General features: G+C 62.2%; 9 protein-coding genes and 1 tRNA gene. All 10 read left to right on the top strand.

Going from position 1 to position 16,852, the window contains the following annotated elements:
* Positions 1 to 30 precede the first annotated feature (30 nt).
* The 10 genes from rpoB (at position 31) to THI_RS18990 (ending at position 16,789) form a co-directional block, all read left to right on the top strand.
* Complete coding sequence (rpoB, locus tag THI_RS17105; protein WP_013107505.1) at positions 31 to 4,134, top strand: DNA-directed RNA polymerase subunit beta; 4,104 nt, start codon at positions 31 to 33, stop codon at positions 4,132 to 4,134.
* Between the two features lie 59 nt (positions 4,135 to 4,193).
* Positions 4,194 to 8,414 carry a DNA-directed RNA polymerase subunit beta' gene (gene rpoC, locus THI_RS17100; protein WP_013107504.1) on the top strand — a complete coding sequence of 1,407 codons (4,221 nt, stop codon included), beginning with the start codon at positions 4,194 to 4,196 and terminating at the stop codon, positions 8,412 to 8,414.
* An 89-nt stretch (positions 8,415 to 8,503) separates the two neighbouring features.
* Positions 8,504 to 8,580 (top strand) — tRNA-Met (locus THI_RS17095).
* A 362-nt stretch (positions 8,581 to 8,942) separates the two neighbouring features.
* Positions 8,943 to 10,136 carry an AAA family ATPase gene (locus THI_RS17090; RefSeq protein ID WP_013107503.1) on the top strand — a complete coding sequence of 398 codons (1,194 nt, stop codon included), beginning with the start codon at positions 8,943 to 8,945 and terminating at the stop codon, positions 10,134 to 10,136.
* Positions 10,136 to 10,462: a hypothetical protein gene (locus tag THI_RS17085; RefSeq protein ID WP_013107502.1), complete on the top strand. Its 327-nt coding sequence runs from the start codon at positions 10,136 to 10,138 to the stop codon at positions 10,460 to 10,462. Before THI_RS17090 ends, THI_RS17085 begins: the two co-directional genes overlap by 1 nt.
* Positions 10,463 to 10,465: 3 nt before the next feature.
* Positions 10,466 to 12,058 carry a site-specific DNA-methyltransferase gene (locus THI_RS17080; protein WP_231836258.1) on the top strand — a complete coding sequence of 531 codons (1,593 nt, stop codon included), beginning with the start codon at positions 10,466 to 10,468 and terminating at the stop codon, positions 12,056 to 12,058.
* Between the two features lie 5 nt (positions 12,059 to 12,063).
* Positions 12,064 to 14,736 (top strand): DEAD/DEAH box helicase, encoded by a 2,673-nt coding sequence (locus tag THI_RS17075; RefSeq protein WP_013107500.1) that lies wholly within the window; start codon positions 12,064 to 12,066, stop codon positions 14,734 to 14,736.
* 2 nt (positions 14,737 to 14,738) lie between these two features.
* A complete protein-coding gene (locus tag THI_RS17070) occupies positions 14,739 to 15,653 on the top strand; it encodes a restriction endonuclease (RefSeq protein WP_041609060.1) in 915 nt (304 codons plus the stop codon).
* Positions 15,650 to 16,015 (top strand): hypothetical protein, encoded by a 366-nt coding sequence (locus THI_RS17065; protein WP_013107498.1) that lies wholly within the window; start codon positions 15,650 to 15,652, stop codon positions 16,013 to 16,015. The genes THI_RS17070 and THI_RS17065 overlap by 4 nt, the downstream gene beginning before the upstream one ends.
* Positions 16,016 to 16,051: 36 nt before the next feature.
* Positions 16,052 to 16,789, top strand: coding sequence for a UPF0149 family protein (locus tag THI_RS18990; RefSeq protein ID WP_013107497.1), 738 nt, complete (start codon positions 16,052 to 16,054; stop codon positions 16,787 to 16,789).
* Positions 16,790 to 16,852: the final 63 nt, after the last annotated feature.

Raw genomic sequence — 16,852 nt, 5'->3', positions numbered from 1 at the left:
GATTTTGTCCCTGTGGAGCGGAGCGTATCCATGTCCTACTCGTTCACTGAGAAAAAGCGCATTCGGAAAAGTTTTGGCAGCCGCCAAAGTGTTCTGGATGTCCCCTATCTGCTGGCTACGCAGATCAACTCCTACGAGGCCTTTTTGCAAAAAGACCTTCCCTTGCCGCAGCGCAAGGACGAAGGGCTGGAAGCGGCGTTCCGCGCCATTTTCCCCATCGTGTCGCACAACCAGTATGTGCGCATGGAATACAACGGCTACACCCTGGCACGCCCGGTGTTCGACGTGCGCGAATGTCAGCAGCGCGGTCTGACCTTTGCGTCGGCACTGCGGGCCAAAGTGCGCCTGATCGTGATGGACCGCGAAGCGGCCAAGCCCACGGTCAAGGAGGTGAAGGAGCAGGAGGTCTATATGGGCGAGATTCCGCTCATGACCGACAAGGGCTCGTTCATCATCAACGGTACCGAGCGGGTGATCGTCAGCCAGCTGCACCGCTCGCCCGGCGTGTTTTTCGAGCACGACAAGGGCAAGACCCACAGCTCGGGCAAGCTGCTGTTTTCCGCCCGCATCATTCCCTACCGTGGCTCCTGGCTCGACTTCGAATTCGACGCCAAGGACATTCTGTATTTCCGCGTCGACCGCCGCCGCAAGATGCCGGTCACCATTCTGCTCAAGGCCCTGGGCCTGAATCCCGAGCAGATCCTGGCGCACTTCTTTGCCTTCGACCACATGCAGTTGATGGACGATGGCGCTTTGCTCGAATTCGTGCCCGACCATTTCAAGGGCGAAGTGGCCCGCTTCGACCTGATCGACCAGAATGGCAAAGTGGTTGTCGCCAAGGACAAGCGCATCAACACCCGCCATCTGCGCGAGCTGGAGCAGGGCGGCACGCAACGCCTGTCGGTGCCGGAAGACTTCCTGTTGGGCAAAGTGCTGGCGCGCAACCTGGTGTCACAAGACACCGGCGAGATCGTGGCCCGCGCCAATGAGGAGCTCACCGAGGCGCTGCTGAAGAAAATCCGCGAAGCCGGCATTCAGCAGATCCAGACCCTCTACATCAACGACCTCGACCAGGGCGCGTTCATTTCGCAAACCCTGCGCATCGATGAAGTGGCCGACCAGCTCGGGGCCAAGGTGGCGATCTACCGCATGATGCGCCCCGGCGAGCCGCCGACCGAAGACGCCGTCGAGGCTTTGTTCAACCGCCTGTTCTTCGACGCTGACGCCTACGACTTGTCGCGCGTGGGCCGCATGAAGTTCAACCGCCGCCTCGGTCGCGAAGAGATCGAAGGCGAGATGGTGCTGTCGCATGAAGACATCATGGCGGTTATCAAGCTGCTGGTCGAGTTGCGCAACGGCCGCGGCGAAGTCGATGACATCGACCACCTCGGCAACCGCCGCGTGCGCTGCGTGGGCGAGCTGGCCGAGAACCAGTTCCGTGCCGGGCTGTCTCGCATCGAGCGCGCGGTGAAGGAGCGTCTGGGCCAGGCCGAGACCGAAAACCTGATGCCGCACGACTTCATCAACTCCAAGCCCATCTCGGCGGCGATCAAGGAATTCTTCGGCTCCTCGCAACTCTCGCAGTTCATGGACCAGACCAACCCGCTGTCGGAGATCACCCACAAGCGCCGCGTCTCGGCCCTGGGCCCGGGCGGTCTGACGCGCGAGCGCGCTGGTTTTGAAGTGCGCGACGTGCATCCCACGCACTACGGTCGCGTCTGCCCGATCGAAACGCCGGAAGGCCCGAACATCGGTCTGATCAACTCGCTGGCGCTGTTCGCCCGGTTGAACGAATACGGCTTCATCGAGACGCCTTATCGCCGCGTGATCGACCGTAAGGTGACTGACCAGATCGACTACCTCTCGGCCATCGAAGAAGGCAAGTACGTCATCGCCCAGGCCAATGCCGGCATGGACGAGCACGGCATGCTCAACGACGAGTTGGTGTCTGCCCGCGAAGCTGGCGAGTCCATCATGGTCTCGCCAGAGCGGGTGCAGTACATGGACGTGTCGCCCAGCCAGATCGTGTCGGCCGCGGCCTCGCTCGTGCCCTTCCTGGAGCACGACGACGCCAACCGCGCGCTGATGGGCGCCAACATGCAGCGTCAGGCCGTGCCCGTGCTGCGTCCTGAAAAGCCCCTGGTCGGCACCGGGGTCGAGCGCGTGACCGCGGTCGACTCGGGCACCGTGGTCACCGCCTTGCGCGGCGGGGTGGTGGACTATGTGGACAGCGCACGCATCGTGGTGCGCGTCAATGACGACGAAACCCAGGCGGGCGAAGTCGGCGTGGACATCTACAACCTCATCAAATACCAGCGTTCCAACCAGAACACCAACATCCACCAGCGCCCGCTGGTCAAGCGCGGCGACATACTCGCCAAGGGCGATGTCGTGGCCGACGGCGCTTCGACCGACCTCGGCGAACTGGCGCTGGGCCAGAACATGCTGGTGGCCTTCATGCCGTGGAACGGCTACAACTACGAAGACTCGATCCTGCTGTCCGAGCGCGTGGTGGCCGAAGATCGCTTCACCTCCATCCACATCGAAGAGCTGAACGTCCCGGCGCGCGACACCAAGCTGGGCTCCGAAGAAATCACCCGCGACATTCCCAATCTGTCCGAGCACCAATTGGCGCGTCTGGACGAGTCGGGCATCATTTACGTGGGCGCGGAAGTGGAAGCGGGCGACGTGCTTGTGGGCAAGGTCACCCCCAAGGGCGAGACCCAGCTCACCCCGGAAGAGAAGCTGCTGCGCGCCATCTTCGGCGAAAAGGCGTCCGACGTGAAGGACACCTCGCTGCGCGTGCCCTCGGGCATGTACGGCACCGTCATTGACGTGCAGGTGTTCACCCGCGAAGGCATCCCGCGTGACAAGCGCGCCCAGCAGATCATCGACGACGAGCTCAAGCGCTATCGCCTCGACCTCAACGACCAGATGCGCATCGTCGAGGCCGATACCTTCGACCGTCTGGGCAAGCTGCTCACTGGCAAGACCGCCAACGGCGGCCCGAACAAGCTGGCCAAGGGCGCAACCATCACCGCCGATTACCTGGGCGAGACCGACCGCTATAACTGGTTCGACATCCGCCCGGCGGATGAAGCGCTGGCGCAGCAGATGGAACAGCTCAAGGACTCGCTGGAGAAGCGCCGCCACGCCTTCGATCTGATGTTCGAAGAGAAGCGCCGCAAGCTCACCCAGGGCGATGAGCTGCCCACCGGCGTGCTCAAGATGGTCAAGGTTTACCTGGCCGTCAAGCGCCGCCTGCAGCCAGGCGACAAGATGGCCGGCCGTCACGGCAACAAGGGTGTGGTGTCCAAGATCGTTCCGGTCGAAGACATGCCGCACATGCCTGATGGCACCACGGTGGACATCGTGCTCAACCCGCTGGGCGTGCCGTCGCGCATGAACATCGGGCAGATTCTCGAAACCCACCTGGGCTGGGCCTCGATCGGCATCGGCAAACGGGTCAACGACATGCTGCAGTCGCATGCCAAGGCGGCCGAGTTGCGCAAATTCCTGGGCACTCTTTACAACTTCAGCGGCAAGCAGGAAGCGCTCGATCAGCTCAGCGACGCCGAGGTGCTTGAACTCGCCAGCAACCTCAAGGCCGGTCTGCCCATCGCCAGCCCGGTGTTCGACGGCGCCAGCGAAGCCGAAATCGGCCAGATGCTCGACCTGGCCTATCCCGACGACATCGCCGAGAAGCTGCAGCTCACCGCGGCGAAAAAGCAGGTCATGCTGACCGATGGCCGCACTGGCGAAGTCTTCGAGCGCCCGGTGACCGTGGGCATCATGCACGTGCTCAAGCTGCATCACCTGGTTGACGACAAGATGCACGCCCGCTCCACCGGCCCGTACTCGCTGGTCACGCAGCAGCCGCTGGGCGGCAAGGCGCAGTTCGGCGGTCAGCGTTTCGGCGAGATGGAAGTCTGGGCGCTCGAAGCCTACGGCGCCTCGTATGTGCTGCAGGAAATGCTCACCGTCAAGTCCGACGATACGCAGGGCCGCACCAAGATGTACGAGAGCATCGTCAAGGGCGACCACATCATCGAAGCCGGGATGCCCGAGTCGTTCAACGTGCTGATCAAGGAAATCCGTTCCCTGGGTCTGGACATCGAACTCGAACGCAATTGATTGATGCCGCGCCCGGCGCCGCTTGGTTGCGCCGGGCAAGCAACTGAAGGAGTGAAAGCATGAAAGCGCTACTCGACCTGTTCAAGCAGTTTCATCAGGATGAGCATTTCGACGCCATTCGTATCGGCCTGGCGTCGCCGGAAAAAATCCGGTCCTGGTCGTTCGGTGAGGTGAAGAAGCCCGAGACCATCAACTACCGCACGTTCAAGCCCGAGCGCGATGGCCTGTTCTGCGCCAAGATCTTCGGCCCGATCAAAGACTACGAGTGCCTGTGCGGCAAGTACAAGCGCCTCAAGCACCGCGGCGTGATTTGCGAGAAGTGCGGCGTCGAAGTCACCCAGAGCAAGGTGCGCCGCGAGCGCATGGGCCATATCGACATGGCCAGCCCGGTGGCGCACATCTGGTTCCTCAAGAGCCTGCCGTCCCGTCTGGGCATCGTGCTCGACATGCCGCTGCGCGACATCGAACGCGTGCTGTACTTCGAAGCCTATGTGGTCACCGACCCCGGCATGACGCCGCTCAAGGCGGGTCAGGTGCTGTCCGAAGATGAATACGCCGCCAAGCGCACCGAGTTCGGCGACGAGTTCGTCGCGTTCATGGGCGCCGAGGGCGTGCATGCCCTGCTGCACAACATGGATCTCGACCTGGAGATCGAGAAGCTGCGCGGCGACATGACCGGCTCCGACACCAAGGTCAAGAAGAACGTCAAGCGCCTCAAGGTGATGCAGGCGTTCAAGGATTCGGGCGCCAAGCCCGAGTGGATGGTCATGACCGTGCTGCCGGTGCTGCCGCCCGATCTGCGTCCGCTCGTTCCGCTGGACGGCGGACGCTTTGCGACCTCCGACCTCAACGATCTGTACCGCCGTGTCATCAACCGCAACAACCGCCTGCGCCGTCTGCTGGAGCTGTCTGCGCCTGAAATCATCGTGCGCAACGAAAAGCGCATGCTGCAGGAAGCGGTCGATTCGCTGATGGACAACGGCCGTCGCGGCAAGGCGATGGTGGGGCAGAACAAGCGCCCGCTCAAGTCGCTGGCCGACATGATCAAGGGCAAGAGCGGCCGCTTCCGCCAGAATCTGCTGGGCAAGCGCGTCGACTACTCGGGCCGTTCGGTCATCACCGTGGGCCCGACGCTCAAGCTGCATCAGTGCGGCCTGCCCAAGCTGATGGCGCTCGAACTGTTCAAGCCCTTCATTTTCCACAAGCTCGAAACCATGGGCGTGGCCACCACCATCAAGGCGGCCAAGAAGGAAGTTGAATCGCAGACCCCGATCGTCTGGGACATTCTCGAAGATGTGATCCGCGAGCATCCGGTCATGCTCAACCGTGCGCCCACGCTGCACCGCCTGGGCATTCAGGCCTTCGAGCCCATGCTGATCGAAGGCAAGGCCATCCAGCTGCACCCGCTGGTCTGCGCCGCGTTCAACGCCGACTTCGACGGCGACCAGATGGCCGTGCATGTGCCGCTGTCGCTGGAAGCGCAGGTGGAAGCCCGCGCGCTGATGCTGGCGTCGAACAACATCCTGTTCCCTGCCAACGGCGAACCGTCCATCGTGCCGTCGCAGGATATGGTGCTGGGCCTGTACTACGCCACCCGCGAGCGCATCAACGGCAAGGGCGAGGGCATCGTGTTCGCCGATGTGTCCGAAGTGCACCGCGCGCTCGACGCCAAGCAGGTGGAAATCACCAGCCGGGTCAGCGTACGTCTGACCGAGTACGAAAAAGACAAGGCCACTGGCAGCTTCACCCCCAAGACCGCCGTGGTGGAAACCACCGTGGGCCGCGCGATCCTATCGGAAATTCTGCCCAAGGGCCTGCCGTTCAGCGTGATGAACAAGGCGCTGAAGAAGAAGGAAATCTCGCGCCTGATCAACTCGTCGTTCCGCCGTTGCGGCCTGCGCGAAACCGCGATCTTCGCCGACAAGCTGCTGCAGTCGGGCTTCTCGCTGGCGACCAAGGCCGGCATCTCGATCAGCATCGACGACATGCTGATTCCGGAAGAGAAGTACACGGTCATCGCTCGCGCCGAAAAGGAAGTCAAGGAAATCGAGCAGCAGTACTCCTCCGGTCTGGTGACGCAGGGCGAGCGCTACAACAAGGTGGTGGACATCTGGGGCCGTGCGGGCGATGAAGTCGGCAAGGCGCTGATGAATCACCTCTCCAACCAGACGGTCAAGGATCGTCATGGCAAGGACGTGCGTCAAGAGTCGTTCAATTCCATCTACATGATGGCCGACTCGGGCGCCCGTGGCTCCGCTGCGCAGATCCGTCAGCTCGCTGGCATGCGCGGCCTGATGGCCAAGCCAGACGGCTCCATCATCGAGACCCCCATCACGGCGAACTTCCGTGAAGGCCTGAACGTGCTGCAGTACTTCATCTCCACGCACGGCGCGCGCAAGGGTCTGGCCGACACCGCGCTGAAGACTGCGAACTCCGGCTACCTCACCCGCCGTCTGGTGGACGTGACGCAGGATCTGGTGGTCACCGAGCACGATTGCGGCACGGCCAACGGCACCAATATGCGCGCGCTGGTCGAAGGCGGCGAAGTCATCGAATCGTTGCGCGACCGCGTGCTCGGCCGTGTGGCCGCTGTCGACGTGGTCAACCCCGAGACCCAGGAGGTCATCGTTCCGGCGGGCGAGATGCTCGATGAAGACATGCTCGATTTGGTCGAAGCTGCCGGTATCGACGAGATCAAGGTGCGCACCGCGCTGACCTGCGAAACCCGCTACGGCATCTGCGCCAAGTGCTACGGCCGCGACCTCGGCCGCGGCACGCTGGTGACCAATGGCGAAGCGGTCGGCGTGATCGCCGCGCAGTCCATCGGCGAACCCGGCACCCAGCTGACCATGCGGACTTTCCACATCGGCGGCGCGGCATCGCGTGCAGCAGTCGTGTCCAGTGTGGAAGCCAAGAGTGCGGGCACGGTGCGCTTCACCGCCACCATGCGCTATGTCACCAACACCAAGGGCGAGCAGGTGGTCATCACCCGCTCGGGCGAGGTACTGATCACTGACGACCACGGCCGCGAGCGCGAGCGTCACAAGGTGCCTTACGGCGCCACGCTGTTCGTCAAGGACGGCATGGTGATCAAGGCCGGCACGCTGGTGGCCAACTGGGATCCGCTGACCCGCCCCATCATCACCGAGTACGCGGGACAGACCAAGTTCGAGAACGTCGAAGAAGGCGTGACCGTGGCCAAGCAGGTGGACGAAGTCACCGGCCTGTCCACCCTGGTGGTCATCGACCCGAAACGCCGCGGCTCTGCCAAGGTGGTACGTCCACAAGTCAAGCTGCTCAACGAGCAGGGCCAAGAGGTCAAGATTCCGGGCACCGATCACGCAGTGACCATCGGCTTCACCGTGGGCGCGCTGATCCAGGTGCGCGACGGCCAAGACGTAGGCCCGGGCGAAGTGCTCGCGCGCATCCCGATGGAAGGCCAGAAGACCCGCGACATCACCGGCGGTCTGCCGCGCGTGGCCGAGTTGTTCGAGGCCCGCTCGCCCAAGGACGCCGGCATGCTGGCCGAAACCACCGGCACCGTCTCCTTCGGCAAGGAAACCAAAGGCAAGGTCCGCCTGGTCATCACCGACCTGGACGGTAACTCCAACGAGTTCCTGATCCCGAAGGAAAAGAACGTGCTGGTGCACGAAGGCCAAGTGGTGAACAAGGGCGAACTGATCGTCGACGGCCCCGCCGAGCCGCAGGACATCCTTCGCCTGCTGGGGGTCGAGGCCTTGGCGCGCTACATCGTTGACGAAGTGCAGGACGTCTACCGTCTGCAGGGCGTGAAGATCAACGACAAGCACATCGAGGTTATCGTTCGCCAGATGCTGCGCCGCGTCGAAATCAAAGACCCGGGCGACACCGACTATATCGCGGGCGAACAGGCCGAGCGTTCCCAGGTGCTGGCGCGCAATGATGTGCTCCTGCGCGAGGGCAAGATGCCCGCCACCTTCAACAACCTGCTGCTGGGCATCACCAAGGCCAGCCTGTCCACCGACAGCTTCATCTCCGCCGCGTCCTTCCAGGAGACCACGCGCGTGCTGACCGAAGCCGCCATCATGGGCAAGCGCGACGAACTGCGTGGCTTAAAGGAAAACGTCATCGTCGGCCGCCTCATCCCCGCAGGCACCGGCCTGGCGTTCCACCAGGCGCGCAAGGCGAAGGATGCGATGGACCAGGCCGACCGCGCAGCCCAGGCCGCCGCCGAACTGCAGGCGCTCGAAGACAGCACCCTGCACTCGGCAGAATCCGACAACGCATCTGATCAAACCTGATTTCAAGGCCCCCAATCGCCAATTAAGACATAGGCGAACGGGGCGCCTTGCACAAAGGGCGGCCTTCAAGTATGATTTACAGCTTCCAGCGCGGGGTGGAGCAGCTCGGTAGCTCGTCGGGCTCATAACCCGAAGGTCACAGGTTCAAATCCTGTCCCCGCAACCAAAATTTGTTCAATGAAGCCAAGGACTTAGCGGTTCTTGGCTTTTTTGTTGCCTGCGGCATTTTGGGCACGGTGCCCAATCCGTGCCCATCTCGTGCCCAAACCAAGGCGCCTTGCACGCGCGTTATGACCTTCGGTCAACATGAACTCCCCTGAATTGGGCACGGAGTTTCGAACGGGATGGCATGAAATACATGCGCCGATCGATCAAACCCGCCCCCTACTTTAGTTGTGATGCCGGTGGCGATCCGAGGCGCTCTAAAACTCGGGCGGATCTCGATGGCCCTATCGACAAGGCATAATGGCCAGGCTGAATTGATTTCACACGAAATTGCGTGCGAAATTGAAGATAGGAGCCCACCCTATGCTGCACAGCTATGCGGCGACCAATTTCCAGTCTTTCTTGGACCGTGTCGAGATCGATCTCGTCGTCAATCAGCGCGTTCCCCACACCGACTGGATGGCGACCAGCGCTGCCGGTCAGCGTGTGTCCAAGGTGCTGGGCGTCATCGGCGCGAACGCGTCCGGCAAGACAGCGTTGCTCAAGCCCTTGGCGTTTCTGGGCTGGTTTCTGAGTGCCTCGTTCCAGCAAACGCAGCCCGGTGCGCCCATTCCCATTTCACCTCACTTTGCCAGCGCAGCCGAGCCGGTGGAATTGGAATGCACCGCTGAAATCCAGGGCGATCTGTGGCGCTATGTGCTGCGTTGCACCCCGCAGCGGGTGCTGCACGAAGCGCTGTACCGCAAACATGACCGCTTTCGCTATGTTTACATCCGAGATTGGATTGAGGCCAAAGCAAGCTACTCCGTGCGACAGCAGGACTTTGGCCTTGACCCCACCAAGGCGGTGGAAGCGCGGCCCAATGTCTCGCTGATTGCCTGGGCTGCGCAATACGGCGTGCCCTTGGCGCTCAAGCTCGCCACGCCCATCGTCAGCAGCAATGTCAACATGGTGGGCCGTGTCCAGACGGGCGATCTTGCCGTGTTGCAGGCCAGCAAGAGCTTTTATGAGAACCCGCCTCTGCGCGAGCAGATGGAACGTCTGCTCTGCGGCTGGGATCTGGGCCTTTCTGGACTGAGCATCCGCGAGTCCGAAGTCGCGCAGAACCTGCTCAACCCTGACGTCAAACAGAAGGTCTGGATGCCCTACGGCCGCCATGCCAGTCACGGTCAGGATTTCGAGTTGCCCTTTTTCCTAGAGTCCAACGGCACGAAGAGCGCGTTCTCCTTGCTCTCGTTCTTGCTGCCCACCCTCAGCAAGGGCGGCTTGGCGGTGATCGATGAATTCGAGAGCGACTTGCACCCCCACATGCTGGCAGCGATTCTCGATCTCTTTGCCAGTCAGCGGACCAATCCGCATAACGCCCAGTTGGTGTTCACCAGCCACGCCATCGAAGTGCTGAACCTGCTGGATAAACATCAGGTCATGTTGGTGGAGAAGAACGCGGATTGTGAGAGCACCGCCCTGCGGCTCGATCAGATCAGCGGCGTGCGCAGCGATGTCAGCCTGTACGGCAAATACATGGCCGGTGCGTTTGGCGCGGTGCCCAATCTGTAATGGCGCCGCGACATCCGAATCGCCCGCAATACCGCACCCTGCTCCTTGTCGGCGAGGGCGAAACCAAACAGGCCTTTTTGCAGCACGTCAAGGCGCTGTACGTGCAACGCGGCAGCGGCTTGCGTGTGACCGTGCGCTGCGCCCACGGCAAAGGCGCAGGCCATGTGGTGGACTACGCCATCCGCCAGCGCATTCACCAGTTCGACCAGGTTGCTGCGCTGCTCGATCCGCGCCATTACGCGGCGCACTTCGGCGCTGATGCCTTGCAAGTCGGGCGAAAAATAGAACCCACGCTGGACGACTTGCTACGCTTGCTCGCGGCGTAGTCATTGGCGGCACGCCTTCATACAACACACCACCCCATGCCATTTCTCGATTGGGTCAACAAAAACCAGGCCAAGGAAACGTCGCGCGACGTGCCTTATCACCTGCTCCACCAACAACAGACCTACGGCGACGCGGCCGACAACCTGCTGATCCAGGGCGACAACCTGCTTGCGCTCAAGGCGCTGATTCCCTTTTATGCGGGCCGGGTGAAGTGCATCTTCATCGACCCGCCCTACAACACCCAGAGCGCGTTCGAGCACTACGACGACAAGCTGGAGCACAGCCAGTGGCTGTCGATGATGTACCCGCGGCTGGTACTGCTGCGCGAGTTACTGACGGAGGATGGCTCGATCTGGGTGACCATCGACGACAACGAAGCGCACTACCTCAAGGTGTTGATGGATGAGGTGTTTGGGAGGGGATCGTTTATCGCAGATATTGCATGGAAACGGCGTGATGGAGCGCCGAACGATAGAAAAATCGGCGCAATACACGACCACATTTTTGCTTTTTCCAAGACGCGTTTTGCGAACTCGAAAAAAACGCTGGCCGAAGATGCGTTCAATCTGATGCAGCGAACGGAGAAGGCCGATGCCCAATATCGAATCTATGAAGAGCCGTTCGGATTTGATGAGAGAGGCCCATTTCGAAAGGTCGATTCAACAGGCAACGCCAAGGGAGGGCGATATGTGGAGAGCCTAATTTATCCGGTCAAAAATCCGTTCACTGGCGAGGAAGTCTGGCCGCGGAAAGGTCGTTGCTGGGTCTACAAAAAGGAAGAAATGCTCACGATGGTGGCTGAACGGCGTTTCTTTTGGGGAAAAGACGGCAAAGCTGGGACGCCAATGAGAAAGCTGTTCAAGACGGAAGCCAAGAGCGGCATGTCGGCTCCCACGATTTGGGATGATGTTGGACTGAACCAGCATGCCGCGCGCGAGATTGAACTGTTGTTTGGTGAGAAGGCGTCATTTGAGACGCCGAAGCCCGAGGCCCTGATTCAACGCATCATCCACATAGCCTCCAACCCCGGCGACCTCGTCCTCGACTCTTTCTTAGGCTCCGGCACCACGGCCGCCGTGGCGCACAAAATGGGCCGTCGCTGGATCGGCATCGAAATGGGCGAGCACGCCCGCACCCATTGCATTCCCCGCCTGCAAAAGGTCATCGACGGCGAACAAGGCGGCATCAGTGAAGCCGTGGGCTGGAAGGGCGGCGGCGGTTTTCGTTTCTACACCCTGGGCGAGACGGCCTTCGACGCCCACGGCCATATCAACGCCGCCGTGCGTTTTGCGACGCTGGCCGCCTATGTCTGGCACCTCGAAGTGGGCGAGCCGGGCGCGCAGGCCTTCGATTCACCCTTGCTGGGCATGCACAACGGCACGGCCTACTACCTGCTCTACAACGGCATTCTGGGCGATCGCAGGCCCGATGGCGGCAATGTGCTCACCCATCCGGTGTTGCAGCATCTGAATGCCCTGGCGGCGCATACCGGGCCGAAGGTGATCTACGGCGAGAGCAGCCGCCTTGGCCCGGCGCGGCTTGCTGCCGAGGGCATCACCTTCAAGCAGATTCCCTACGACATCAAGATGCGCTGACCGTCATGCTTACTCTCAAGACCTACCAGCAGCAAACCCTTGATGCGCTCACCGGGTTTTTGCAGCGCTGCCGCAGTCAGCCCGTGGCGCAAGCCTTCGCCGCCACCCTGGCAGGGCAGGAACGGGCCGTTGCCTACCAGCCGATTTTCGGTGACACCCCCGCCGTGTGCCTGCGCATCCCGACCGGCGGCGGCAAGACGCTGCTGGCCGCGCACTGCATCGCCGCGACATCGCGCACCCTGCTCGACACCGATGCCCCCGTGACGCTGTGGCTCACGCCCTCCGACACCATCCGCACCCAGACCCTCGAAGCCTTGGCCAACGTGCGCCACCCCTACCGGCAGGCGCTCGCGCACTCCTTCGGCGACCGCGTGCAGGTGTGCGACCTCGACAGCCTGCAGACCCTCAGCCCGCAGGACGTGGGCAAGACGGCCATCGTGGTGGTGGCCACCATTCAGAGCTTCAACGTCAGCAACACCGCGCAGCGCAATGTGTACGCCTTTTTCGAGGAACTGGCGCCGCACTTCGACAACCTGCCGCCGCAGCTCACGCAGGGGCTAGAGAAAGTCACCGCCGCCGATCTGCTGAGCCAGCCCTATTTGACCGAGAAGGACGTGGGGCGGGTGAAGTATTCCGTGGCGAACTGGCTGCACCTGCAGCGCCCAGTGGTCATCGTGGACGAGGCGCACAACAACCGCACCGAGCGCTTTTTCCAGACGCTGGGGCGGGTGAATCCCAGTTGCATCATCGAACTCACCGCCACGCCGGTTGCGGGCAACAACGTGCTGCACCACGTCAGCGCCCAAGAACTCAAGGCCGAGCAGATGATCAAGCTGCCCATCGTGCTGGCCGAGCATCCGCAAGGCTGGCGCGACTGTGTGGCCGACGCCATGCGCACCCGCGACCAGTTGGAGACCACGGCGCAGGCCGAGCCCGACTACATCCGCCCCATCGTCCTGATTCAGGCGGCGCCCAAAGGGAATGAGGCCACGGTGGAGGTAGTGCGCCAATACCTGATCGACGAGCAAAAGATTCCCGAAGATCAGATCGCGGTGGCCACCGGCGCGCAAAAGGAACTCGACGGCATCGACCTGTTCGACCGCGCCTGCCCGGTTCGCTACGTCATCACCGTGGAAGCGCTCAAGGAAGGCTGGGATTGCTCCTTTGCCTATGTGCTGGCTTCGCTGCAATCGGTGAACTCGGCCAAGGACGTGGAGCAGTTGCTCGGCCGCGTGCTGCGCATGCCCTATGCCCGCTCGCGCCAGCAGGAGGCGCTGAACAAGGCCTATGCCCACATCATTGCCGAGAACTTCGCCCAGGCGGCGTCCACGCTCAAAGACCGCATGGTGCAGAACATGGGCTTCGAGCGCTTCGAGGCCGCAGCGGCCTTGCTGCCGCAGGGCTCACTCGATTTGCAAGGGGGACAAGGCAGGGCGCCAAACGCGATTCCTGACTTCACGCTGCAGGTTTCACAAGCGCCTGACACCCAGCACTGGCCGGAACCGCTGCGGCAGGCCGTGGACATCCGCCCGACTTCGCTGGGCGCGACGGTGATTCTGCGCGGCGATGTCAGCGCCGACACGCTGGCGCAGGCGCAAGCCTTCGTCGAGCACACCGTTCCCGCCAAGGAACGCGACAAGGTGCGCGATCAGTTCGACGACTTCCGCGCCCTGCGCCAGGCGATGCGCGCCCCGGCGCAACTGGGCGCGACCTTCGTCCCCATCCCGCAGCTTTGTCTGAACCTCGACGGTCACCTGGAAACGGTGGAGCGGGAGACACTGACCGGACTGGGCGACTGGAATCTGGCGAAGCAGCCCGCACAACTGGCCGGGTTCAACATCACCGAGACGGTGAACACCTTCCAGATCGACGTGAACGCCGCGCGCGTTGAATACCGAAAGATCGACACCGCGCAGCTTCACCTCGACGATGCCCCCAGCCATGTGTCCGAGCAAGACCTGGTGGCGTGGCTGGATCGGGAGTTGCGCCAGCCCGATGTGTCGCAGCCGCAATTACAGGCTTATCTGCTTCGCATGGTGCAGCACCTGCTGCACGACCGGCGCATGACCCTCACCGCGCTGGTGCGGGCGCGGTTCCAGTTGGCGCAGGCCATCGAGCGCGAGATCGAACGGCTGCGGCAATATGCCGTGGCGCAGGGGTTTCAGCTTCGGCTGCCGGAGATGACTGTGCCGCCGCTGGAACAAGCCGCGCCGCACAGCTTTCGCTTCCAGCCCGGGCAATATCCGGCCAGGAATGTGTACCGGGGCAGCTACCAATTCGACAAGCACTTCTACCCGGTGATTCACGACTTGCGGGAGAAGACCCCCGGCGGGAAGGAAGCCGAAGAATTCCAATGCGCCCGGCTGATCGACGCGCACCGCCTGGTGAAGTTCTGGGTGCGCAACATCGAGCGCCAGCCGCAATCTTCGTTCTGGTTGCCGACCGCCACGGATTACTTCTACCCGGACTTCGTGGCCGAACTCATCGACGGTCGCATTCTCGTCGTGGAATACAAGGGCGAGCCCTACAAGACCAACGACGACTCGCGCGAGAAAAAACTGGCCGGTGAGCAATGGGAGCGCAGCAGCGACGGGCGCTGCCTGTTCCTGTTCGCGGTGGAGCGCGATGAGCAGGGGCGCGACGTGGCAAAACAGCTCGAAGCCAAGATCGGGGTCTGACGATGGCACGCCGCCGCAAGCGCAAAAGCCTCAGTGAAATGGGGTTCACGTTGCTCGCCATCGGCGGGGGCGGGCTGCTTGCGCTGAGCTTTTTGCAAAACAGTCCCTTGACGATCATGTTCATGGCGTTGCGTCCCTGGGCGTGGCTGGCCGTCGCTCTCGGCGCCTTCCTCCTCGGCTTGCAGGCAATGTCCACCCGACGGGGCGGTGATTCGAGCTGGATGCCTGTCGAGCCGAGCTTCGGGAGCCGTCGGTCCCCCTCAACACACAGATCCAGTCAACCCGCAGACGTATTGATCGACGATGACCTGCGCGACCGCTGGCGTCCCCCCGAGCGGGCGGAGGCCGCCGTTGCGCGGCCGACAGCCTGGACGCAAGCCGTGTTCGATCTGATCGAATGGCGGCGCTTTGAAGCGCTGTGCGAGGCCCTGCTGCAACAGGAGGGATGGTTCACCGCATCGCAGGCGTTCGGTGCGGATGGCGGCATCGACATCCGGCTCTACGGCGATGCGTCCAAGTCTCAGTTGAGCGGCATCGTGCAATGCAAGAACTGGTCAAGGAAAAAGATCAGTGAAGTGCCGATCCGCGAATTCCTAGGCCTGAAAACCGATCACGGCGTCAGCACGGCGTTGTTCATCACCTCGTCCTCGTTCCTGCCCGGCGCGGTGGATTTGGCGGCCCGGCATGACATCGTGTGGGTGGATGGCAGGGGGCTGCTGGCCCGCATTCTGGCGCAGCCCGTTGAAGTGCAGCAACGCTTGCTGGCAGTGGCCACGGAGGGCGAGTTCTGGCGGCCCACCTGCGTTCAGTGCGGAACGAAGATGACGCTCAAAACGAACTCCACCAATGCAAGCCGGTTCTGGGTCTGCGGGCGTTGCAGTCACAAGATGCCTGCGCGTCAGGAGGTTGGGGCGTGAAGCCGATTCCGTGGATGGCGGTGGCTTGGTTCGCTGTCTCGATCATTGCCTTGGTGATGTCGATTAAGACGTTTCAGTCGGTTACAGGGCCGCTACACGGGCACGCATCACAAAGTGCGCTGATGCCCAGTCCGGCGACCTCCGTCGCCCCTGTGCCCGTCAACCCAAGCGCCCACACGGCTGCGACCCCGCAAACGCCGCCAGTTCAAAATCGCCCATTCATCGCGGCGGGCGACAAACTGCTCAAATGCGTCGTGAACGGTCAGGTGACCTATACCAACAACCCGCAAGAGTGTCCCGCCGGTACGGCGTCTGATTTGACCGTTTATCCCACGAAGGGCTATTTGGCGACGAAGCCGTAACGCATGCCTTCGACGACACCTTGAAAAACTATCTCCATGACCGATCTCAACCAAGCCCTGACTGCCGAAGAGCTCGACGAGCTCAGCGATTTTCTGGCTCAGCCCGATATGGAGGATCGGTCGATGGATCTGTCCATGCTGGAGGGGTATCTGACGGCCATACTCATCGGCCCGCGCGTGGTGATGCCATCGCAGTGGTTGCCCTGGGTGTGGGATGCCGACGAAGGGCAGGAAGAGGCCGTATTCGCTGATCTCGATCAGGCCAATCGCATCATGGGTCTGCTGATGCGTTTTCTGAATGGCATTGTTCAAACCTTCTTGACCGACCCGGCTGCGTTCGAGCCCATTTATTGGCGTGGCGCGCAATGGGGCGCCGCCGAATGGTGCGAAGGGTTCCTGCTGGGCACGCGGTTCGACCGTGAGGCCTGGGCGGGTTTATGGGTGATTCAGCCAACCTGGGTGACGCCTTTCCTACGACTGGGTACGGAGACGGGCATCAACTCCACGAAGAATGAAAGCAATGCCGAGCTGTGGATGCAGGCCGTCGCACCGATGCTGATCAAGATTCACGCTTTTTGGAAAGAACGGCGGCAGGCGGTGCCTGCAGGGATCGTCGAGGATGACTTCGGATTCGGGCGGCAGCGTCCTCCCGCCGTGCGCGCCACGTCGAAAGTCGGCCGCAACGAACCATGCCCATGCGGCAGCGGGAAGAAGTTCAAGAAGTGTTGCGGGAGCACAAGCGAGACCGCTCCGCCGGGGCCCCATCTGCATTGAGCTGCGCGCTGCGCTGTCTGCTATCCATATCGATCTAAAGCTGCGGCAGGCGCCAAGATTCGG

It is taken from the genome of Thiomonas arsenitoxydans, from assembly GCF_000253115.1.
Taxonomy (GTDB): Bacteria; Pseudomonadota; Gammaproteobacteria; order Burkholderiales; family Burkholderiaceae_C; genus Thiomonas; species Thiomonas arsenitoxydans.
The sequence above is the reverse complement of the archived record's forward strand: the minus strand, read 5'-3'. Positions and strand labels throughout refer to the sequence as shown.

Coding starts and splice junctions, on each gene's coding strand:
- rpoB (WP_013107505.1), top strand. CDS start 31: ATGTCCTACTCGTTCACTGAGAAAAAGCGCATTCGGAAAAGTTTTGGC.
- THI_RS17075 (WP_013107500.1), top strand. CDS start 12,064: ATGCTTACTCTCAAGACCTACCAGCAGCAAACCCTTGATGCGCTCACC.
- rpoC (WP_013107504.1), top strand. CDS start 4,194: ATGAAAGCGCTACTCGACCTGTTCAAGCAGTTTCATCAGGATGAGCAT.
- THI_RS18990 (WP_013107497.1), top strand. CDS start 16,052: ATGACCGATCTCAACCAAGCCCTGACTGCCGAAGAGCTCGACGAGCTC.
- THI_RS17070 (WP_041609060.1), top strand. CDS start 14,739: ATGGCACGCCGCCGCAAGCGCAAAAGCCTCAGTGAAATGGGGTTCACG.
- THI_RS17090 (WP_013107503.1), top strand. CDS start 8,943: ATGCTGCACAGCTATGCGGCGACCAATTTCCAGTCTTTCTTGGACCGT.
- THI_RS17085 (WP_013107502.1), top strand. CDS start 10,136: ATGGCGCCGCGACATCCGAATCGCCCGCAATACCGCACCCTGCTCCTT.